This window comes from Geobacter sp. DSM 9736, from assembly GCF_900187405.1.
GTDB lineage: Bacteria > Desulfobacterota > Desulfuromonadia > Geobacterales > Geobacteraceae > DSM-9736.
The window spans coordinates 3282580-3304343 of record NZ_LT896716.1; the positions used below are offsets into that span (position 1 = coordinate 3282580).

16 protein-coding genes are annotated in these 21764 nt (G+C 55.2%); 10 read left to right on the forward strand and 6 right to left on the reverse strand.

All coding sequences use genetic code 11. The features are described from left to right. Window positions 1-31: 31 nt before the first annotated feature. On the forward strand, window positions 32-1504 hold the full coding sequence (gene traF, locus CFB04_RS14770) for a conjugal transfer protein TraF (RefSeq protein WP_088536098.1): 1473 nt from the start codon (window positions 32-34) through the stop codon (window positions 1502-1504). A 15-nt stretch (window positions 1505-1519) separates the two neighbouring features. Next, entirely contained in the window at window positions 1520-2545 is a 1026-nt protein-coding gene (locus tag CFB04_RS14775; RefSeq protein ID WP_088536099.1) for a DUF3187 family protein, read from the forward strand. Window positions 2546-2548: 3 nt separating this feature from the next. On the opposite strand, the gene CFB04_RS14780 is transcribed toward CFB04_RS14775, so the two are convergent. Beyond that, window positions 2549-3475: a DMT family transporter gene (locus CFB04_RS14780; RefSeq protein WP_088536100.1), complete on the reverse strand. Its 927-nt coding sequence runs from the start codon at window positions 3473-3475 to the stop codon at window positions 2549-2551. A gap of 408 nt (window positions 3476-3883) precedes the next feature. Between CFB04_RS14780 and CFB04_RS14785 the strand changes: the two genes are divergently transcribed. Further along, a complete protein-coding gene (locus tag CFB04_RS14785) occupies window positions 3884-8200 on the forward strand; it encodes a putative Ig domain-containing protein (protein WP_172825510.1) in 4317 nt (1438 codons plus the stop codon). Between the two features lie 21 nt (window positions 8201-8221). Here the strand turns inward: CFB04_RS14785 and uvrA are convergent, their stop codons facing one another. After that, window positions 8222-11035 (reverse strand): excinuclease ABC subunit UvrA, encoded by a 2814-nt coding sequence (gene uvrA / locus CFB04_RS14790; RefSeq protein WP_088536102.1) that lies wholly within the window; start codon window positions 11033-11035, stop codon window positions 8222-8224. Between the two features lie 257 nt (window positions 11036-11292). Here uvrA and CFB04_RS14795 point away from each other — a divergent pair, with 257 nt between their 5' ends. The 4 genes from CFB04_RS14795 (at window position 11293) to CFB04_RS14810 (ending at window position 14604) form a co-directional block, all read left to right on the forward strand. Then, the gene (locus tag CFB04_RS14795; RefSeq protein WP_157698810.1) at window positions 11293-12756 is read left to right on the forward strand and encodes a COG3014 family protein; all 1464 of its coding nucleotides are present in this window, start codon (window positions 11293-11295) and stop codon (window positions 12754-12756) included. A 279-nt stretch (window positions 12757-13035) separates the two neighbouring features. Next, complete coding sequence (locus CFB04_RS14800) at window positions 13036-13470, forward strand: YcfL family protein (RefSeq protein ID WP_157698811.1); 435 nt, start codon at window positions 13036-13038, stop codon at window positions 13468-13470. 40 nt (window positions 13471-13510) lie between these two features. Continuing rightward, window positions 13511-14113: a penicillin-binding protein activator LpoB gene (lpoB, locus tag CFB04_RS14805; RefSeq protein ID WP_088536105.1), complete on the forward strand. Its 603-nt coding sequence runs from the start codon at window positions 13511-13513 to the stop codon at window positions 14111-14113. Window positions 14114-14115: 2 nt separating this feature from the next. Beyond that, window positions 14116-14604: a DUF1566 domain-containing protein gene (locus CFB04_RS14810; RefSeq protein ID WP_088536106.1), complete on the forward strand. Its 489-nt coding sequence runs from the start codon at window positions 14116-14118 to the stop codon at window positions 14602-14604. Between the two features lie 94 nt (window positions 14605-14698). Here the strand turns inward: CFB04_RS14810 and CFB04_RS14815 are convergent, their stop codons facing one another. After that, window positions 14699-16108 (reverse strand): phosphoglucomutase/phosphomannomutase family protein, encoded by a 1410-nt coding sequence (locus tag CFB04_RS14815; protein WP_088536107.1) that lies wholly within the window; start codon window positions 16106-16108, stop codon window positions 14699-14701. A 145-nt stretch (window positions 16109-16253) separates the two neighbouring features. On the opposite strand from CFB04_RS14815, the gene CFB04_RS14820 reads away from it, so the two are divergent. Continuing rightward, complete coding sequence (locus CFB04_RS14820) at window positions 16254-16850, forward strand: 50S ribosomal protein L11 methyltransferase (RefSeq protein WP_088536108.1); 597 nt, start codon at window positions 16254-16256, stop codon at window positions 16848-16850. A 154-nt stretch (window positions 16851-17004) separates the two neighbouring features. Continuing rightward, complete coding sequence (locus CFB04_RS14825) at window positions 17005-17493, forward strand: peptidylprolyl isomerase (RefSeq protein ID WP_172825555.1); 489 nt, start codon at window positions 17005-17007, stop codon at window positions 17491-17493. A gap of 44 nt (window positions 17494-17537) precedes the next feature. Here the strand turns inward: CFB04_RS14825 and CFB04_RS14830 are convergent, their stop codons facing one another. Further along, the gene (locus tag CFB04_RS14830; RefSeq protein ID WP_088536110.1) at window positions 17538-18245 is read right to left on the reverse strand and encodes a cytochrome C biogenesis protein ResB; all 708 of its coding nucleotides are present in this window, start codon (window positions 18243-18245) and stop codon (window positions 17538-17540) included. A gap of 21 nt (window positions 18246-18266) precedes the next feature. Then, the gene (locus tag CFB04_RS14835; RefSeq protein WP_088536111.1) at window positions 18267-18986 is read right to left on the reverse strand and encodes a cytochrome c biogenesis protein; all 720 of its coding nucleotides are present in this window, start codon (window positions 18984-18986) and stop codon (window positions 18267-18269) included. 354 nt (window positions 18987-19340) lie between these two features. Here CFB04_RS14835 and CFB04_RS14840 point away from each other — a divergent pair, with 354 nt between their 5' ends. Continuing rightward, window positions 19341-19556 carry a hypothetical protein gene (locus CFB04_RS14840; protein WP_088536112.1) on the forward strand — a complete coding sequence of 72 codons (216 nt, stop codon included), beginning with the start codon at window positions 19341-19343 and terminating at the stop codon, window positions 19554-19556. 55 nt (window positions 19557-19611) lie between these two features. Here CFB04_RS14840 and uvrC read toward each other — a convergent pair whose 3' ends face one another. Continuing rightward, window positions 19612-21483, reverse strand: coding sequence for an excinuclease ABC subunit UvrC (gene uvrC / locus CFB04_RS14845; RefSeq protein WP_088536113.1), 1872 nt, complete (start codon window positions 21481-21483; stop codon window positions 19612-19614). Window positions 21484-21764: the final 281 nt, after the last annotated feature.

Sequence of the window (21764 nt, forward strand, 5' to 3'; positions counted from 1 at the left end):
ATACTTTCAGCAGCAAAGAAAAGGAGTCAATATGCGCAATAGGATCATACTCAATTCACTTCTGTTGCTCCTCACGGCAGCTCCCTGCTCAGCCCTCGAGTTTCAGCCGGTCGGTTCGCTCGGCATCGGGGGAGCCGGCGTCGCCAGGACAACCAACGCCTATGCAGGGTACTGGAACCCTGCGGGACTCGCCTTCTCCGAGACTGCCTTCTCTTCGAGGCTCAACATTGGAGCCGGGGTTAGGATCAACTCCACCATGGCGGAAAATGTAGACAAGATCGGAAAGCTGGACATCGAGGAGTTGGACGACATCAACATCAACGCGAGCGGCCTCACTCCCGCACTGATCACCCAGAACAGGGAGTTTGCCGGCAAGGCGGTGCAGTTTGTCGGCATTCTCGACAACCTGAGCAAAGAAGACGGGAACCTTACAGTAAATGCCGACGCGATCCTTGCGTTCCAGTACCGGCGCTTCGCCATCGGCGGCTTTTCCACGGCTGAACTGGCTGCCGTGCCGAGGACGGAGACGACGGCGATCCGCTTCGGCGGTACGACGACCATGAATGACTTCGCACTCGGGATCGGGTCTTTGAATGCGGTCCGGGGGGGGACACAGTTACTCGGAGACTACTACGGTCAAGTTGTTACTGCTTTTGGGGGAGGGCAGCAGGCAGAGGAGATCGTAAGCACCCTCGAAGCTGAGCTGGTAAGGTCGAACCCTACAAGTATGACTTCGGAGCAGGCGAGGGATGCCCTGATTCTGATGGGCAACGCACTTCGGAACCAGGCGCCGAGCCTGGAAGACAACCAGTCGAAACTTGAGTACACCGGAATCATCCTCATCGATTTCCCTATCTCCTATGGCCATCAGATCGATCTCGGCAGTTTCGGCAAGCTTGGTGTCGGCGGCTCCTTAAAAGTGATCCAGGCCCGGACATTCATCGGGGAAAGCCAGATAGTGAAACTTGAGGACTCGGGAGACATCGTCGAAGAAATCACCGACCACTATAAGGATTCTACCGGTTTCGGCGTGGACCTGGGAGCTCTCTGGCGGTACGGCGACTGGCTGAGCGTCGGTATCGTGGGCAAGAACCTGAACTCCCCCTCGTTCGATACCCCGGTAATAGCTGGAATCGCCACACGGAGCATAAAGGTGAAACCGCAGGTCCGGACGGGTGTGGCGGTTGAACCTTTTTCATGGCTTACCCTGGCTGCCGACCTTGACTTGACGGAAAACGACACTATCCTCGTGGGGAGGAAAAGCAGGAACTTCGGTGGCGGCCTTGAACTTCACCCCTTCACGTGGCTGAAATTCCGTGCCGGCGCATATGAAAACCTCGCCGATGGTGATGTCGGGATTGTCGGGACTGCCGGACTTACCATCGGTACCAAGTGGCTCAGTCTCGACATTGACGGTGCGGCTTCTCCGGAGACCGGAAAATTCGAGGATTCCAAGTACCCGAAGGAAGCAAGAATTCAGACGAGCCTCAATATTCAGTTCTAGTGGCGGAGGGTGGTGATGATTCAGAGGAATCGGATCGGGGCGCACGCAAGTGCGCCCTTTCTTTGCATGTTCATGGTGCTGACCGCCGCATGTAGCTGCCTTGGTGCCGAGATCACTCCCTTCTACACCTCGAATCAGAGTCCGATCGTGCAGATATTCGGGCTTCCGGCGGCAGAGAGCGCAATACTTTCCCCGGTGGGGAAAGGTAAGGGGACGCTCATCCTCGACATAGCCAATAACTTCTCTGTCAACCGCCAGGGAGCCGAGGAGATCCTGCTCGATGGCGAAAGTTACCGCACGACCCTTGCGCTGCGGTACGGTATAGCCGACAGGCTGGAAGCGGGGCTCGACGTTCCGGTTGTAGGACATGCGGGGGGCATATTCGATAGCTTCATCGAGGGGTGGCACGAGTTCTTTTCACTGCCGGAAGGAGGCCGAAAGGATGAGCCGCGCGACCGGGTTCTTTACCGGTACCAACGCGGGGGAGAGAACCGTCTGCTCAACGCTGATTCAAGTTTTGGAATCGGAGATATCCGCATATCCGGCGCGTGGCAGTTGTATAATGATCGACAGCAGAACCCGCGGGCAGTAGCACTGCGGGGAAGCCTCAAACTGCCGACAGGTGAGAGCGGCCGGCTCCACGGCAGCGGCAGTACCGATTTCTCGCTCTGGCTTACCGGCAGCGATGACTATGCGCTGGCTTTCGGCCATGCCACGCTTTTCGGTGCAGCCGGCGGAATGGTTATGACGGGAGGAGACATTCTCCCCGGCCAGCAGAGGAAGATAGCCGGTTTCGGCTCCCTTGGCGCAGGCTGGTCCCCGCTCGACTGGATAGCCTTCAAGGCCCAGCTCTCGGGCCACACCCCATTCTTCCGGGGAAGCGGGCTTAGAGAGTTGAGCAGCGCGGCACTCCAGTTGCTGATTGGCGGAACCCTCGCCTTTTCTGAAAGAATATCACTCGACATCGGCGTTTCCGAAGATGTCGCTGTCGGCACGTCTCCCGATATTGCCCTTCACCTTGCGCTGCGGCGCCAGTTCTGACTCTCAATCCGCAGCAATCTCTCCGGTGGGGTAGGCAGCTGTTGAACGCTCTTCCCGCATGCGGCGGACGAGAAGCGGAACCACCACCGCTGCGAATATCAGCCCGCAGCCGATCCATTCCCTGCTAGTCAGCCTTTCTCCCAGCAGTGCCATTCCTCCCAACATGCTCCATACCGGGTCCAGCGTGTAGATGAGGCCGGCGCGCGTCGGCGTGGTATACCTCTGATAGGTGTTTTGAAGTGTAAAACAGATCACCGTCGGGAAGATCGCGCAGTAGCCGAGAGCTCCTGCGGATGCTGCTGTAAACCGGAAGGGCTGTCCGGGAAGGATCATGAACAGAATACCCCCCACCGTTGCGACCGTCGCGAACTGGACGAGGCTTACAAGGTAGATGTCCTCGTTGCGAAGCACCCGTGATACGACGATGATGTGGAGGGCGATGAAAAAAGCGCATATGGTGGAAAGAAGGTCGCCGCGGTTGAAGCCTTCCAGGCCTCCCTGGGCCAGCTGCCAGAGACCTGCGAATGCGAGAAAAAGCCCCGCCAGAGTCCAGCGGTCGAACCGCTCCCGCCAGAACAGGTAGCAGAGCAGGGGGATGAGGAGCACGAAGAGGTTGTTGAGAAACCCGGCGCGGGATGCGCTCGTCCCGCTCACACCGAGGACGAAGGTCAAATTTGTGGCTGCGAGCGCGACACCGACGATGAGGCCGTTTTTCAGGATCTCCCTGTCAAACCTCCGGAACCGCGGCAGGCAGACGATTCCCATGATTAGCGTAGCAAGGGAAAACCGTAGAAACAGGAAAGTAACGGGCGGAATGTCGCGGAAGCCGATCTTGTTGAAAACGAAACTGCCTCCCCAGAAGAGGGTGGTGAGGACCAGCATGAATGTGACGCGGCTGTCGGAGACCGAACTGTTGCGGGAATTGTGCATACAGCATTTAAGACCGGCCTGAGCGGGGAAGTCAAGGGGAGTTTCCGTGAGCAGCCGGAATCAACCGCTCTGGGAGCGAAAAGACGGGAGGGGATATTTTTTTCAAGCGGTATTGCTTCCGTACTGGTGAGGAGAGGAGGGTCACGGTAAACTAACGCTTGATTGGAACGGACAAAGGTATTACTGTGCGGCCAAGTGCTGAAGTACCTGTTTTCTCGTTTTTATCTGATGTTTTAGCAGGGGGGGCTTATGGAATTGGTGTCGATACGTCGTTTCCTCGTTTGCCTTGTATGTTTTGCGTTGCCCGTGCACACAGGTTACGCGGCATTAAGCGAACCTCCGGTTAAGGCTGAAGTGACAGCGGGAACTGCAGGCGGGCTTACAGTTGCAGGAAAATCTGGAAAGCCGGTGAAACAGGATGAGATCCTCGTCAAATTCAGGGAAAATGTTTCAGAAGTAACCCGGCAGAAAGTTCACCTCAAGCACGGTTCGAAAAAGATCAGGGAATTTCTTTCGAAGCGCCTCCATCACGTCAAGATCAAGGCGGGAATAAGCATTGAGGATGCAATACGGCACTACGAAAGCGATCCTGAAGTCGAATACGCCGAGCCCGATTTTCTCTACTCACACCATCTGGTCCCCAATGATTCGGGGTACAGCCAGCAGTGGGGGTTGATGAAGATAGACGCCCCGACGGCGTGGGATACTGCTACGGGGAGCAATGCGACGGTCGTTGCCGTGATAGACAGCGGGGTCGACTACACGCATCCCGACCTGGCGCCGAACATGTGGACCAATTCAGGGGAGATAGCCGGGAACGGATTGGATGACGACGGCAATGGATATGTGGATGACATTTACGGCATCAATCCTTTTTCGGGTACCAGCGACCCAATGGACGAGAATGGGCACGGGACGCATGTAGCCGGAATAATCGGGGCTGCAGGGAATAACGGGGAAGGGGTAGCGGGAGTTACCTGGAACACGAAAATATTGGCATGCAAGGCGGGTGATGCAGCGGAGAGTATAAGCACGAGCAGCGTCATTGCATGTCTTAACTACCTCAAGACGATGAAGAGCAGGGGAGTTAACATCGTTGCAAGCAACAACAGCTGGGGAGGATGGGGCTACTCCAAATCACTATACGAAGCGATAAAAGCGCAGACAGATATCCTTTTCATTGCTTCGGCAGGTAATGATACCGGAGACAACGACAAGATACCGGTCTACCCTTCCGGATTCAACCTTCCTAACGTAATTTCCGTCACTGCAACCGACGGCGGTGACGGCAAAGCCAGGTTCTCCAATTACGGAAAAAAGAGTGTCCATATAGCGGCTCCCGGGGAGTCCATCTACAGCACGAGGCCGGGAGATAGCTATGGGAGCGGGTCGGGAACGTCATTGGCGGCTCCATTCGTAACCGGTCTGGCCGGTCTGATAAAATCTCACTACCCCGATTCAACCGGGGCGAGGATCAAGAACCTCATCCTTGCGGGTGGTGACCCCGTCGCCGAAATGACCGAGGTGTCCATAACCGGAAGACGGATCAACGCAGCCCGCTCCCTTGCCTGCGTTGACCGCCCTGTTTTCTCGGTCATCGATTACCCTTCTCCACCCGTCACCGGAGTAGCTGCTACCCTTTCGGTGCTGAGCATCAACTGCGATTCCCCGGCAGGGCCGGTTGTGGTAACTACAGCCTCCGGTCAGAGCATCACCCTCCTCGATGATGGAGCAGCCCCTGATTCTGCTGCTTCAGACGGCATCTTTACGGGGACGTGGGTCCCTCAGCGGGAAGGGGAGTACCTGACATTCACTTCTCCGGCCGGCGCAGAGGGGGTGGAAACTCCGGCCCTTACCATCGCATCCACCTACATTGCAGAAGGCAATACCAGGACCACCTACAGCTTTTTACTCCGGGCACAGGGAGGAATGCCGCCATACAGGTGGGACGTTCTAAGCGGAAATCTTCCCCCCGGCCTTTCACTGAACAGCACCAGCGGAGAGATATCCGGCATTCCAGCTACCCCAGGCACATACAGCTTCAACCTCCAGGTCACGGATGGTCTGAACAGAGCGGTTTCGATCGATACCCTCATAAAGGTGGTGGATGCTCCTGTGGTAGAGCGGTGGGCAAACACATTCGATAACGGCTATGCCGAAACGGGGCGTGGCGTCGTGTCTGACGGAAACGGTAATGTGCACGTGGGCGTGGATTCCTCCAGTGCAGGCGACTTGACCGGCAACTACGTCACATTCAAGTACGATGCATCGGGTAACGTAGTATGGAGGGAGGACTACTCGCCGAGCCAGTACATCACGGCGCACGGTATCGCCATCGACGGTTTCCGCAATACCTATGTCACCGGGTATCTCTTCAGCGGCAAGTGTCTGACCTTGAAACGGGACTCGCTCGGGAACCTTCTCTGGTCTAAGACGATCGAGGACATGAACTGCTATGGGGTCGCTACCGATCAGTCGGATGGCATCTATCTGGCCGGATATTCCAATGGGACCACGAGCGATGCAGCTCTGGTCAAACTGGATGCCGCCGGCAACGTAATATGGACCAAGAAGTTCGATAGCGGCTCCAGCGACCAGTTCAATGCCGTTACTGTCGACAGGGAAGGCAACATACTGGCAACCGGATCGAAGGGGGGGCTGAATACCGACTGCATCACCAACAAATACGACGGGAGCGGCAACCTTCTCTGGTCCACAACCTATGACAGCTCATCATACAACGAGTCCGGAACCGGGATTACTACCGATGCGGACAAGAACATCATCGTTGCCAGTTCTACCTCCTCCAATAACTATCTCACCATTAAGTACGACGCTGACGGTGGGCTGCTTTGGGCACGGACATACAGTGCAGGAGCCTCATCTGTCAGCACTGCAAGGGGGATCGTTGCAGATCGGCTCGGCAATCTCTACGTTACCGGCTCTTCCCGCGCGACAACGAGTTCGACCTATGACTTCCTCACCCTCAAGTACAACCCCGAAGGCGTTGTACTCTGGAGCAAGACCTTCGACATGGGGGGGGGTGAAAACGCCTACGGCATTGCTCTCGATGGCGCAGGCAGCATATACGTGACCGGTAATTCGCAGAGTGGCGTCAACACGGACGCAGTCACTGTAAAGTATTCCGAGTTCCCGCTCATAGTAACCTCCTCGCTGCCGGAAGCTTACTCCGGCGTCTACTATGGCAGGTCCTTAGCAGTGACAGGCGGGAAGTCCCCCTACACCTGGTCCGTTGCCTCCGGCGCCCTGCCTGAGGGGCTTACGCTTGATGGCTCTTCCGGCACTATTTCCGGTGTTCCGACAGCGGCGGGTTCTTATTCCTTTGCCGTTGAGGTGGCGGATTCCGAGGGCGCCACGGCTTCAAAAGATTTCAGTGTCAGCGTTCATCCCCCTCTTGCGATAACTGTAGCATCCATGCCCGGTGCAAAAACGGGCTTGCCATACCTGGAAGGGATAAGCGGAGGCGGCGGCAAATCTCCATATTCCTGGTCGATAACATCCGGAAGCCTGCCAGATGGATTGACCTTGGACGGTGAAGCAGGGGTGATTGCAGGGACCCCGTTACTGACCGGTTCGTTTACCTTTACCGTCTTGCTTGCGGACTCCAATGGGTCCACTGTTGAAAAGCCGCTCAGCATTGTCGTCTTCCCTTACCCGCCTGTTGTTACCACATTGTCACTGGCGGTGGCCACGACAGGGGAACATTACGGCCAGACCCTGACCGCAGCCGGCGGCGACGCACCCTATACCTGGTCCGTTATCTCCGGCAGTCTCCCGTCAGGTATGACTCTCCATGGCCTGGGAACTCTCTCCGGCACTCCGTCAGCCACCGGATCTTATACCTTTGTGGTCATGGTGACCGACGCACAGGCTTCCACATCCACACAAGAGCTGACGATAAATGTTTATGAGCCGTTGCGTATCCTTACCACTGCACTTTCTTCCGGGGAGGTGGGAGTTCCCTATTTTGACGCTGTTGATGGGGCCGGGGGGAAAACCCGGTATTCATGGTCAGTCTCGTCCGGCTCACTTCCCGACGGGCTGTTCCTGGGCAGCGCGATGGGTGTCATCTCGGGGACTCCGATTGCTGCAGGTACATTTGCCTTCACTATCCAGTTGACCGACGGTAACGGCTTCACGGTATTCAAACCACTTACCGTCACGATCGATAGCCGCCAGTTAACCGTGACTACCAGCTCGTTGCCGGGTGGTGCTACCGGGGCACCATATGAACAAGCCCTTGCAGCCACAGGAGGAACATCTCCATATTCCTGGTCCATTATTTCAGGAAGCCTGCCGGACGGTCTTGTATTAAACCAAACAACAGGGGCGATTACGGGTATACCTGGGCAGGAGGGGGATTATTCCTTCACGGTAAGGGTAACTGACGCTGCCTCTGCGAGGGTGGACAGGCAGCTGGCATTGGCAGTTTCATGCTCTACACTGCCGGCAAGGGTAAACGGCTTGCTCCAATCCTATTTCGGCACGCTGCAAGCCGCTTATGCTGCAGCCGGAGATGGGAATGTGATCGAGCTGCGAAATGTCGCGTTCGCCGATAGCATCACCTTCAACAGGGGCATTCATGTGGTGATTAAAGGCGGGTACGATTGTTCATATTCGGGAAATGAAGGGCTTACTGCCATAAATGGCCCGCTGGTGATCAATGCGGGATCCATCGATGTGGAGCACCTGGTAATACGATAGGTGCGGAGAGTTTTCGCACAGCTACAGCAGTTTCCGTAGAAACTGGCCGGTATAGGACCTGGAGACTTTGGCTACATCCTCCGGAGTTCCAGTCGCGACGATTTCCCCTCCCCGGTCCCCCCCTTCGGGCCCCAGGTCTATGATGTAGTCGGCTCTTTTGATCACGTCGAGATTGTGCTCTATGATCACGATGGTGTTGCCTGCTTCCACCAGCCGTTCAAGCACTTCAAGCAGCTTCTGGATGTCGGCGAAGTGAAGGCCGGTGGTCGGTTCGTCCAGGATGTAGATGGTCCGGCCTGTGGCACGCTTCGAGAGCTCCTTGGCGAGCTTCACCCTCTGGGCTTCTCCTCCCGAGAGGGTCGTCGCCGACTGACCGAGTTTGATGTATCCGAGCCCGACCTCTTCCAGGGTCTGCAGTTTGCTCCTGATACGGGGGATGTTTTCCATGAACTGTACCGCCTGGCTCACCGTCATGTCGAGCACTTCGGCGATGGATTTTCCCTTGTAGCGCACTTCCAGCGTTTCACGGTTATATCGTGCCCCTTTACATACCTCGCAGGTGACAAAAACGTCGGGGAGGAAGTGCATCTCGATCTTGATGATGCCGTCTCCCGAACATGCCTCGCACCGCCCCCCCTTTACGTTGAAGGAGTAGCGTCCCGGCTTGTATCCCCGCATCTTCGACTCTGGGAGTTGGGCGAAGATATCCCGTACCTCTGCGAAAATCCCCGTGTAGGTAGCGGGATTGGATCGGGGGGTGCGGCCTATGGGGGACTGGTCGATATTGATAACCTTGTCCAGAGCTTCCAGTCCCATGATGTCCCTGACGGCGCCGGCTTTTTCTCTGCTGCGGAAGAGGCGCTGGCAGAGCACACGATGGAGGGTGTCGATGATGAGGGTCGATTTTCCCGAGCCGGAAACACCGGTGACGCAGGTCATGAGGCCGACAGGGATCTCTACGTCCACTTCCTTCAGGTTGTTCTCCGAAGCTCCTAGCACGCTGATGAACTTTTTGGGCATGCGGCGGGTGGAGGGCACGGCGATGCTCAACTCTCCCGAGAGATACCTGCCGGTGAGAGATGCTGCGTTGGCCATTATCTCCGTCGGAGTTCCCTGGGCCACGACCTCTCCTCCGTGGACACCCGCCCCCGGACCCATGTCAATCACATGATCGGCTTCGAGGATCGTCTCTTCGTCATGCTCCACCACGAGGACGGTGTTGCCGATATCGCGCAGATGCTTCAGGGTCTGGAGGAGCCGGGCGTTGTCGCGCTGGTGCAGCCCGATCGACGGCTCATCCAGGATGTACAGCACCCCGACGAGACTGGAGCCGATCTGGGTCGCGAGGCGGATGCGCTGTCCTTCGCCTCCCGAAAGCGTTCCCGATGACCGGTCCAGCGAAAGGTAATCCAGGCCGACGTTCACGAGGAAGTGGAGCCGGCTGTTGATCTCCTTTAGAATGCGCCGGGCGATTTCCTCCTCCTTTTCCGTCAGCCTGAGGTTGCCGAAGAAGGCGAGGGCATCCTTGATGGAGAGGCCGGTTAGCTCACGTATGTTCCGCCCTCCTACCCGAATGAAGAGCGCCTCTTTCTTCAGACGGGCGCCTTCACAGGTGGGGCAGGGCATCACATTCATGTACTTTTCCAACTCCTCCCGGACCTGCTCCGAATCGGTCTCCCGGAAGCGCCGTTCGAGATTGTTGAGCACGCCTTCGAATTCTTTCGTGTAGGTGTGGCGCCGTCCACTTTCTTCTTCCCACCAGAATTCGATTTTCTCTTTTCCCGAGCCGCGAAGAATTACCTGCCGCGCCTTTTCCGGCAGTTTCCTGAAAGGGGTGCGGATGTCGAAGCCGTATGCCTTCGCGAGCGCTTCGAGTGTGAGGTGGAACCAGCCCGAGAGCCGCTTCTCCCAAGGGGCTATGGCCCCTTCCCTGAGCGAAAGGTCGGGATTGGGAACCACTAATTCCTCGTCGAAATACATCCTCGTGCCGAGGCCGGTGCAGTCAGGGCAGGCGCCGTAGGGATTGTTAAAGGAGAACATCCGCGGTGTCATCTCCGGGTATGAGATTCCGCAGTCGATGCAGGCGAGGGCTTCGGAGAAGAGGAGCGTTTCTCCCCCCAGGATTTCGACCTTGACGATTCCCTCCGCATGGCTGAGGGCAGTTTCCAGCGAATCGGAAAGGCGGCGTCCGATCCCTTCTTTGACGATGAGCCGGTCCACCACGATGTCGATGTCATGCTTCTTGTTCTTGTCGAGGGTTATTTCATCGTTCAGGTCGAAAGGAGTGCCGTCGATGACGACTCGGACGAAGCCATCCTTGCGCAGCTGATTCAGCTCTTTCCTGTATTCTCCCTTCCGTCCACGGATCATCGGAGAAAGGAGGCTCAGTTTCGTTCCATCCGGAAGGCCCAGTATCTGGTCCACCATCTGGCTCACCGTTTGCGACGTAATTTCCTTGCCGCAGTTGTAGCAGTAGGGGCGTCCGACCCGGGCAAAGAGGAGCCGAAGATAATCATAGATTTCGGTAACTGTGCCTACCGTGGAGCGGGGGTTTCTGCTGGTCGTTTTCTGTTCAATGGATATAGCGGGGGAGAGTCCTTCTATCGACTCGACATCCGGTTTTTCCATCTGCTCAAGAAATTGACGTGCGTAGGCGGAGAGGGATTCCACATAGCGCCTTTGCCCCTCGGCGTAGATGGTGTCGAAGGCGAGGGTCGATTTACCCGATCCGGAGATGCCGGTTATCACTACCAGCTTGTCTCTTGGTATTTCCACGTCGATGCACTTGAGGTTGTGCTCGCACGCCCCTTTTACGATGATTCGATTGTTTGCCATAGTCTCCGCTGCCGTAGATAACTGGTTAGAAACGACCGTGTACTATAACATATAACGCGATAGATGCCCATCATCACGGAAAAATCCCCACCCACCGTGTTGCGTTGTGCCCATCTGCAACCACATAAGTCGCGTTGGCGGGATACAACCGGATTGAAAACAGGTTAAAGCTTGCGCTATATTCGCCTATACAGACACGCAGCCGGCGCTTCTCACGAGGCAAGGAAGTGCCTGCCGCCGCCGTCACTACAGGAGGAATGATGCTCCATCCCTCTCACGTTCCTTCCATATCCAGCACTGCTCGCATCAGATTGGCCGGTACACTGGCTGCTCTGATATTCGTTACAGGGTGTGCAGCATCGACTACATTTGCACCATACCCGAACAAGATAACCCCATACATTCAGAACCTGCAGACGAAGAAGCAGATCGATTTTTCCAGGTCGCTGCTCAACGAGTGCCGGAGCAGCGACAGGATACTCTATTCTATGGAACGGGGGAGGATCGCGCAGATTCTCGGTAATTTCGACATGAGCCTGCAGGACTTTATGCTCAGCATCGAAGCTATTAAGGAGAAGGAGGACAGGGCTTTAGTCAGCGCATCCGGCATCGGCGCCCAATTAGCGGCAGTTTCCCTGAATGACAACGCCATCCCTTACGAGGGTGAGGGGTACGAGCGAGTGATGCTTCACCATTTCCAGGCGATGAACTACCTCGGTAAACGAGATCTGGAGGGGGCAGGGGTGGAAATCCGCCGCGCCAATGCGGAGCAGGAAGACGCACTGAGACGGTTTGAGAGGGATCTTGAGAAGGCACGCCGGGAGGCCGAAGAAAAGCAGATCGACGCGAATCCCGATAACCCGGTGCTGCTGCAACAGTATGCTCAACTCGATGAGGTAGCAGGGAGCGTAAAGAACTCCTTTCAGAACGCATACACCTTTTACCTTTCCGGGATTGTGTATGAGCTCATCCATCAGCCCGGAGATGCCTACATCGACTATAAAAAGGCACTTGAGATATTCCCGGAGAACATGACTCTTCAGCGGGATGTGTTCAGGCTGGCGCGGCAATTGGGCATGACTCAGGATCTGGAGGATCTGAAGGGCCGTTTCCCATTGGTTGCGCAGGGAGTGAAGGATGACCTGAGTGTTCCAGCCGGAGAGCTTGTCGTCCTGTTCGAGGATGGATTCGTCCCCCAGAAGCAGGAGATGAAAATCCCTTTTCCGGTACCAAGAGTGGGTGTGGTGGCAATGGCGTTCCCGATGTATCAGGGCAGGTGGGTTCCTCCGATGCCTCTGTATGTGGCCGATGGCGGCAGGCAGATCGGTCGCACCGAGCCCGTTTGCGACATCAGGGCTCTTGCGGTGAAATCCCTTAAGGAGAAGGTCCCGGCTCTAGCCATTCGCCAGACCATCCGGGCGGTATCCAAGGGAGCCACGGTGAAAATGGCAGAGGAGAAGCTTGGTCCCCTGGGCTCTTTTGGCGCCGGTCTGTGGAACCTGCTCAGCGAGAATGCCGATCTTCGCAGCTGGATAACTCTGCCGGATAATGCGCAGATCATGCGGGTACGTCTACCCCCCGGTTCCTACTGGCTTTCCCTTCAGCATGACGGAACTGCTGCCGCTTCGGAAGTTGGCGTTGAGATCAGGGAGGGGGGCAAGACCATATTGCGGGTTGTAAGGGCGGGATCTGAGATATACAGTGCCGTCATGTCTTTCTAGTCCGGGAAATTTTCAAGATCGAGACGTGAAATCACCTTCTACATCGTAACCTACACGTGCCCCCCGGTATTCAGGCGGCGACCGGGGCTGCAAAGGGTGCTTGAATGACCGGTGATGCAATTTTCAATACCTTAACTTCACCTATCCTTATTCCCCCTGCAGGATTCTTTCTGTGACTGTAGTGCAGATTATGATAAACAGGGACAGGGACAGCAGGGGAAGCCGGTTAGGTCCCCGCGTTCGAGCGAAAATGTCGGTGAAATGATGAAAGGATGGGATATGATACACATGACGCGCGGCTGGATGGGTCTATTGGTGCTCCTCCTCGGGATGGCGGTGCTGAACGGATGCGGTACGACATCCGGTATAGAGGCCTCCGGAAAAACGGATTGGAACCAGGAGGGGGAGAGGGTACTCGGAAAAAACATAATCATCAACAATGGCAGTCTCGGACGTGACGTAGAGGTTGTGGACATGCGGAGTGCCATGGTGGGCGACATGATGACGGCGCAGGTTTCTCTACGTTCGAAGGATCGGGATACCATCAACCTGGAGTATCGGTACGAGTGGTTCGATTTGCAGGGGATGGAAACGGGCAGTTCCAGTGCCTGGAAGCCGCTCCTCCTCTACAGCCGTGAGACAAGGACCGTGCAGGGAATCGCCCCTGATCCCCGTGCGCGGGAATTCAAGCTGAAGCTCCGGGAAGCCGAATGAACTCTCTGTTCGTGTCGATCTTAATTCAAGTGAGGATACTATGAAGATAGGGAAAGCTTGTGTGGCAATTGTGTCTATAGCGATGGCTCTTGCTTCCGGGGGGTGTGCAACTTCCGTTCAGTATGGCGACGCCGGATCGGCTAAGCCGCTCAGCACTGAATTCGGATCTTCCGACCTGCAGCAGATCGCGGAGAAGATGGTTGATTCGCTGGTCGCTTTCCCCCCTGTTGTCGAGGTGACGAGCCAGCGCCGTCCGGTGATTACGGTAGATAAGGTCAAGAACAAGACCATGCAGCACATAGATACCGAATCCGTAACCGATTCAATTCGTACAAGGCTCATCAGGACTGGCAAGTTCCGGTTCATCGACCGGACAACCGACGCCGCTGCCGTTGAGGAGATCAAGATACAGCAGGAGAGCGGGCTCGTGGACAAGAATACGGCGGTGGATTTCGGAAACCAGATCGGAGCCGAGTACCTGCTTACCTCGAACTTTTCGGAGATAAAGCAGAAGGCAAGCGGCGTCACCGACGTCTATTACAAGTTCACGATGAACTTGAAGAACCTGAAGACGGGTATTCTCGAATGGTCGGATGAAATGGAGATCCGCAAGGTAGCCAAGCGGTCCATGTTCGGGAGCTGACGATGAGAAATTTACTTCTTGCGGTGCTTTGCCTGTTGATTTCCGCGTGCGCTGCTCCCCACAGCTTCGTCCTTCTCGACCAGACGGCGGTGGACCAGACGACGGGGCTTGTATGGGCGAAGCATGCGAATCTTCCGGGGAAGCAGCTCTTCTGGAAGGGGGATGGGAACGTCTATGAATTCATCCAGAAACTAAACAAAGATAACTACGCCGGCTATGCCGACTGGCGGGTTCCCACAAAAGATGAACTTGCCGATCTGATCGGTCATGCCAAGAGCTTCGGATACGATCCCGCCAACCGGGAGACGTGGCCCTTCCAGAAGCTGCGTCTGCAGGGCTTCCAGGATGTCCGCGACTACGGATACTGGAGCTCGACGCGAAAGTCTCCGACAGAGCTTTGGATCGCGGACCTGGCATACGGATCAGTTAAACCGGCCCTCGACACTAAACCGTACTATCTCTGGCCGGTTCGCGGAGGCCGCAACCGATGATCCATCAATAATCCCTGGTAGGCTGTTTCTTGTAATAAGACGCCCCCTGTGAAATCGCAGGGGGCGTTGTTTGTGTCGGCTGGCCTGTAAAAGGTCAGATTCCGGCAATCTCCCGACCTGCCTTCAGCAGTTCCTGCACCACATGCTGCTCTCCTGCTTCACTGTAGAGGCGCAGCACGGGCTCCGTTCCCGAGGGACGAATGAGGAGCCAGGAGCCGTTTTCAAAGATGTATTTGAAGCCGTCGCGGAAGTTTTCACCGGCAACCTTCCGCCCCGCAATAGTCTCGAGCCCACCTGCCTGCAACCGGGTTATCAGTTTTTCCTTCGCCTCGTTTGCGATCTGCAGGTCAATCCGGTTGTAGAAAAAGTTTCCGATTTCTTCCATGGTTTCATCGAGGAGTCTGCGAAGCCCTTTGCCGCTCATAGCCATCGCTTCCAGGAGAAGTAATCCCATCAGTATTCCGTCACGCTCCGGTATGTGTCCTTTGACACCGAGACCTCCCGACTCCTCGCCTCCCATCAGAATGTCGTTTTCCAGCATCAGCTCGCATATATGCTTGAACCCGATGGGAGTTTCAAAAAGTTGCAGCCCGTATTTCTCGCACAAAAGATCGATCATCCTCGTGGTAGAGACGGTTTTCACGACGCCCCCCCGCAGACCCTTTCGTTCGTAAAGGTGGCGAAGCAGCACTGTAAAAATTCGATGGGAGGAGAAAAACTCCCCCGTTTCATCCACGGCGCCGATACGGTCCGCGTCACCATCGAGGGCCAGGCCGACAGTGTATCTGCCGCTTCTGACCAGGTCGGCGAGTTCCGTGAGATGCATATCTATCGGCTCGGGTGGCTGGCCACCGAAGCCCGGGTTCTCACCGTTATGAATTTCGAGTGCATGGGGAAGCAGTTCCTGAATGAAGCCGCTACCTGCGCCGTACATCGGGTCTGCTACGACCGGTATCTCTGCCCGCCTTATCAGATCCAGATCTACATAATTTGCGAGCTGGCGAAAGTAAGGGGTTTTGGCATCGAGGACCTGGATGTTTCCACTGCTCAGTCCACTTGAGAAGGATATGGAGCGGGGTCTTTTTCCAGCTGCCAGGTTTGAAGCGACAACATCTTCCAGGGCCTTGGTCGTGGAGGGACGTGCAGAGCCCCCGAATGATTCCTTGACTTTGAACCCGTTGTACTTTGGGGGGTTGTGGCTGGCGGTTATCATAACTCCCGCTCCTGCCTTCAGCTCACGCACTGCCCAGGATACTGCGGGAGTGGGGGCATACCCGTCCGTCATCCATACATTTATGCCGTTGCCGGCGGCTATTTCAGCTGTCAACTCCGCGAAGTCCCGTGACAGGAAACGCCGGTCGTATCCGACAACAAGTCCTCTGCCGGCAAGCCCTTGCTCGTGCAGGTAATCCATCGTCGCCTGGGCGACAACGGCTACGTTGTCAAAAGTAAATTCCCGTGCTATAACTCCGCGCCAGCCGTCAGTGCCGAATTTTATCTGCACGCTTCCTCCCAAATCAAAATATTGGTTTCTGTTAAGATTCAAAGGCGCTACATTTTCCCTTCGAAAGGGAGAATTGTCAACCCCGTCCTCTTGCCTATCGTGATGCAGGACAGGAGGCGGCTTTTTTTCAATTCCAGGAGGTCTCATGACAGGACGGATATTCAGGCCCTTCAGCATAGGTGGCTTTACCATAACCCCCGAAGATGAACCTCTTACGCCGATGGGTGGAATTCCACTCGTGATGGGGAAGAAAGGGGCCTTCGGGTCGGGAGAGCACGAAACCACCCGTTCCTGCCTTGAACTTCTCGAACAGCTCCCACAGGTACGTGGCGCGAGGGTTCTAGATTTCGGAAGCGGTACCGGCATCCTGGCTATTGCAGCCGTGAAGCTTGGTGCATCCTCTGTGGTTGCGCTCGACATAGATCCAAGGGCCGCCGTTTCATGTTCACGCAACATCGGCCTGAACAATGTGCATGGGCTGGTGAATGCCGTTTGCGGGGAGCTGGCATGTCTGCGAGGCGGCAGCTATGATCTTGTACTTGCGAACATTTATGCTGATGTTCTCGGCAATGTTGCTGAGGAGCTTGTTGCCATGACCCGTCCGGGTGGGCTGGTCCTTCTTTCGGGGATACCGGTGCAGGATGACAGCGGGGTCCACGGCCTCTTTCTGCGGTACGGGTGCCGGACATTAAGGACCATCTTCCTGGACGAGTATCTGACCTTTCTCCTGGAGAAGGATTGACCAGGGGGGAAATTTCGCTTATACCTTTACCATCGCATACCATTAAAAGGAGGAGCTGACCGTGAAAAAACTGTTTCTTGTGATCGGGATTTGTTTTGCCCTCTGCTGTGCCGTTCCTGTTTTGGCCGCGCAAGGGAAGAATCCGGTGGTCCAGATGGAAACTACACTCGGCACCATCAAGCTGGAGCTGTTTGAGAAGGAGGCCCCGATCAGCGTCAAGAACTTTCTCGATTACGCCAAATATGGCTATTACAAGGGAACTATTTTCCATCGCGTGATTCCGGGATTCATGATTCAGGGAGGTGGCTTTACTCCCGACATGGTACCTAAAGAGGGCACCAAGGCACCCATCAAGAATGAAGCGGGAAACGGCCTGAAGAATGATCGGGGGACACTTGCCATGGCCCGCACGATGGTTGTCGATTCAGCCACGGCCCAATTCTTCATCAACGTAGTTAACAACGACTTCCTCAATCATCGCGATGAGTCGCCGCAAGGGTTCGGGTACGCGGTTTTCGGAAAGGTTGTGGAGGGTATGGATGTGGTTGACGCCATCGCAGCCAGCAAAACAGGAGTCAACAAGGGATTTCGGGATGTCCCGGAGGCACCCGTGATTATCAAATCCATCAAGATTTTGAGGTAGGAATCTAAATAAAGGTTTGACCAGGGCGCCGAAGGGCGCCCTTTTTATCTGCCTCTGCGTACGGCCAGAAGGACAACATTCCCAAGAGTAAAGAGCAGTGCTCCAGCGAGAGCAATCCCCGCACCTGGTTCCCGATGTACCTCGATCAGCGCGGCCCGCCGCGGCATAATCGCCACATCTTTCACGTATAACCCCACACCCTGATAGAAAACCGGCTCATTGGGTCTGGCAGTTTTGTACAGCTGGCGGCCCTCCACCGTCAGGGCCAGATCCGCAGAAAAGTCCGTAAGCATTCCCATTTGGCCGACGCTTCCTCTAATGGCAGTTACTCCGACGAGACTTCCATCCGGAAAACCGATTACGGACCCTTCCTCGACCTGCATAATCTGCTTATAGCTTCCGCCCGCACTAAGCAAATGGGCAAGGATGATGAGGAGAAAGCCGATGTGCATCACCTGTGGGGCGATGAGGATCAGAAAACCGGTCTTGCCCCATTTGCTTCGCAACGATTCGATACTGCAGAGGATAGTGTTCAGTGCGAGCAGTGCAAGCAGCGCCAGGGAGCCCCACAGCCACCAGGAAGCGGCCAAGGGAGCTTCCCTGAGCCAGACGAAAAGGGGCAGATCGTTAATGCTTCCCGATTCCGCCGCGCCGCTGCTGAAAGATCCCGCTCCCAACAGAAGCATTACACCTGCAATGAGCCATATTCCAAAAGTAAGAGATGCCAGTTTCTGGTAGATGTTTCGCAGCATGACTTCCTTTCTTCCGTTGCATCAGAAGCTGTGTGAGCTCTTCATAAGGAGACTGACGCCGAGGTAGGTGAAAAGCGCCACCCCGAGCCCTATTATCCCCCCCCATGCCACTGCGCGCTCCCATTGCGGGCCTTTGAGGCGCACGTGAAGGTAAAGTGTGTAAAAAAGCCAGAGTATGGATGTCCACAGTTCTTTAGGTGTCCAGAGCCAGTATGTCCCCCACGCGAAATACCCCCAGATCCCTCCTGACACCATGGATGCTGAAAAGAAGGTGTAGCCGACGAGTGCCGCCCGGTACTGGAGGTCGAGCAAGCTTCTTTGTCTGTCTCGAAGGAAGAGAATGCCGAGGACTGCACCGATGCCGAAGAGAGCATATGCGAAGAAAGCGAGAGCAACGTGAAGCTCGAACCAGAAGGTCTTCAAGATCGGCGGGAGGGGCATCGAGAATGAGGGAAAAAGGAGTGCCGTCAGGGCGAAGAATCCTGCCAAGGCTCCTGCCGACCAGGAGAAGCGGTTTCGGTCACGTACAGCCGGAGCGTACAGGAAAGGCACGGCCATGACAGCAATCGAGCAGGAAAAGAAGACAAGGGTGTCATGAGGGCCTATGAGTGGCAGACGTCCCAGAGCTACCCCTCGCTGTGCGAGGTAGCAAAGTTCCACGCATGCTCCTGCCAGAAAAAAAAATCTTCGGTGGGAGCCGAACATAAAAAGGGCCGCAGATGCCAGAATAAGCCATTTCATGGGATTCCTCGAGTTCAGAAGGAAGTTGCAGAAGGCAGCCTACATCGGGTGGGAAAGGAGGGTCAAGAATAAAAATGTTTTTGAGAATACAGGCGGGGCAATGATTGGCTTTCTTGGGCGCCGAGGGTGGTAAGTTCCAGATACTGTCGTTGGCTGCCTTCCAAAAGCGGAGAACCTAATAATATCCTATGTCGGCGATGACTTATAGTATGAATAAAAAACTACCGACTGCCTCGAAATGTAGTTCAAAAACTAACATCTCGTTTTATTTTAACTTTTTATTTTTAGTGCTTGTAAAGATAAGGTGGAGGGCCTATAGTGATCCTAAATTTGTGTGAGTGAAAGGAGCAGTATATGAAATGTCCGGTTTGCAGGAATCATGAGCAGTATGCGACGCTCGAAGTTCAGACGGAGGGATTTTCCGAGGAAATTAACACCTGCAGTATCTGTGGGACGGTTTGGGCCGTGAATCATGGGGCGATCGAAGTAGTGCGTGACCCTCAGGAGAAATCTTTTCTTGAGGCTGTTACAGAGTGTGTGGAGGGAGATGATTACCACCTTGCGGCCTGATACATTCCGTTAATAATAGCCTCTGAGAGAGGGGCGCTGACGTTTGAAACCGCGACTACAGCAAGTCAGCGGTTTCTTTGTTTTTACTGTCGGTAGGCTCTTCTTTTTCTTTGTGAAAATGGACCCATAGCGCTTCTGCTGCGCGTCGTGTCATTCCGCTTACCGCTGCCAGTTCTTCAAGGCTAGCCTGCTCCAATCTGGAGAGACTGCCGAAGTGGTTGAGCAGTGCCTTCCTCCGCACCGGTCCCACTCCCGGGATTTCATCGATTTTAGATGCCAGCGCAGCTTTCCCGCGCAGCTTCTTGTGGTATGTGATTGCAAACCTGTGAGCCTCGTCCCTGATTCTGGCGAGAAGGAGAAGAGGAGCAGAGTTCTGGCGCAGTATGAGCGGATTCTTTCTACCCGGAAGGAAGATTCGCTCGTCGCTGCGTGACACTTTATGTGCGGCGATGCCGCGTTCCACCCGGCTCTTTGCCAGAGATGCTGCGTGTACCCCCTGTATTCCCAGGTCTTCAAGCACCTTCAGGAGGATGTTCAACTGGCCGATTCCTCCATCGACAATAATCAGATCGGGAAGACCCTCCTCTTCCGTTCTGTTGAAGCGCCGCGCCAAGACCTCTCGCATCATGCCGAAATCATCAGGCTGGTCAAGTGACCGAATCCTGTAGTGTCGGTATGCGGTTTTGTCAGCCTTGCCATCAAAAAAAGAAACCCGGCTTCCGACCGCCAGCCGCCCTTGGGTATTTGATATGTCGTAACATTCAATCCTTCTGGGAATTCCTTCGAGACGAAGCCGCTCTTTGAGCTCCTGAAGCACCGCTTCAGAGCCGGCCGCAGCAGCTGCTTTCTCCTGGGCAGCGTTGCGGGCATTTTTTGTCGCCAGCTGTACGATTTCCAGCTTTGATCCCTTTCGGGGGGTGTGCACTGTAACCTTCTTGCCCCGTTTTTCGGACAGGTAATCGGCGAGGGCTTCCGGTTCATCCAGAGGGATAGGTACAAGCACTTCCTCCGGGATGTAGACCTCTTTGCTGTAGTACTCCGCGAGAAAGGAGGCGATTCCTTCCCCATCATCAAGTTCCCATGCAAGTGAGTAGTTTCTGCTTCCAATGACGGTGCCGCCACGGATGAAGAGGAGCGCTATCTCAAGCCTGTTTGCTTCGTGGCAGAAGCCGAGAACATCCATGTCTCCACCCTGGGTCACCATCTTCTGTTTTTCCAGGGTAACCTCCACCGACTTGACCAAGTCGCGAAAACGCGCTGCTTCCTCATATTCTTCATTTGCCGCAGCCTGCGCCATCCGCTGTTTGTAGATCGCAACGAGATTCTTCTTCTTCCCCTCCAGGAATAGCATAGCCCCTTCGGCAAGCGAGGCATACTGCTCAGGAGAAATCATTCCGTGGCATGGTGCGGAGCATTGCCGGATCTGGTAGAAAAGGCAGGGGCGCTTTCGAAGCCTGCATGTCTCAAGAGGGTAATGGCGGAGAGGGAATATCCTGTAGAGTTGCTTCAAGACTTCACGGGCTGCAGCAGCAGAGGAATAGGGGCCGAAATAACGGGCTCCGTCTCTGGGAATTTTACGCACTATAGTCAGGCGGGGGAATTGATCCCTCATGTCCATGCGAAGCGAGAAGTAAGTCTTGTCGTCCCGCAGGTTGAGGTTGTAACGAGGGTGGTGCTTCTTGATGAGAGTGTTTTCGAGAATCAGTGCTTCTTTTTCCGTGTCGGTCACAATGAATCGGATAGAGGCAACACGCTCCATTAGAAAACGGATATGCCACCGGGAGTCCTTGGAGGTGCTGAAATAGGAGCGTACCCGCTTTTTGAGGTCACGCGCCTTGCCGACATAGAGAACAGTGCCGTCGCTTCCCTCCATCAGATAAACGCCGGGGGCCGCTGGGAAAGAGTCGGTTTTTTCAATAGTAATCATCGCTTCGAGTATAGCAGGGGAATTAGGTAAGGGACAATTCGTTTTGATGGTTCAAAGGGATGTCGAAGGCGTTGATACATTTCGTGGGTAATCGTCCCAAAAACCAGAGGAGGAGCATACTTACAGGGGCTTCATCGTTGACAATGCGGGTGTTAGGTGATATTTTGCGGCGAACTTTTTTGCCTATTCTCATGTAAACATTGAAAGGTCGATCGTGGATTATAAGAGAATCTTCCGCGCAGCAGCCAGCAGGTTCCTTCTGGGGCTTATGTTCCTTTCTT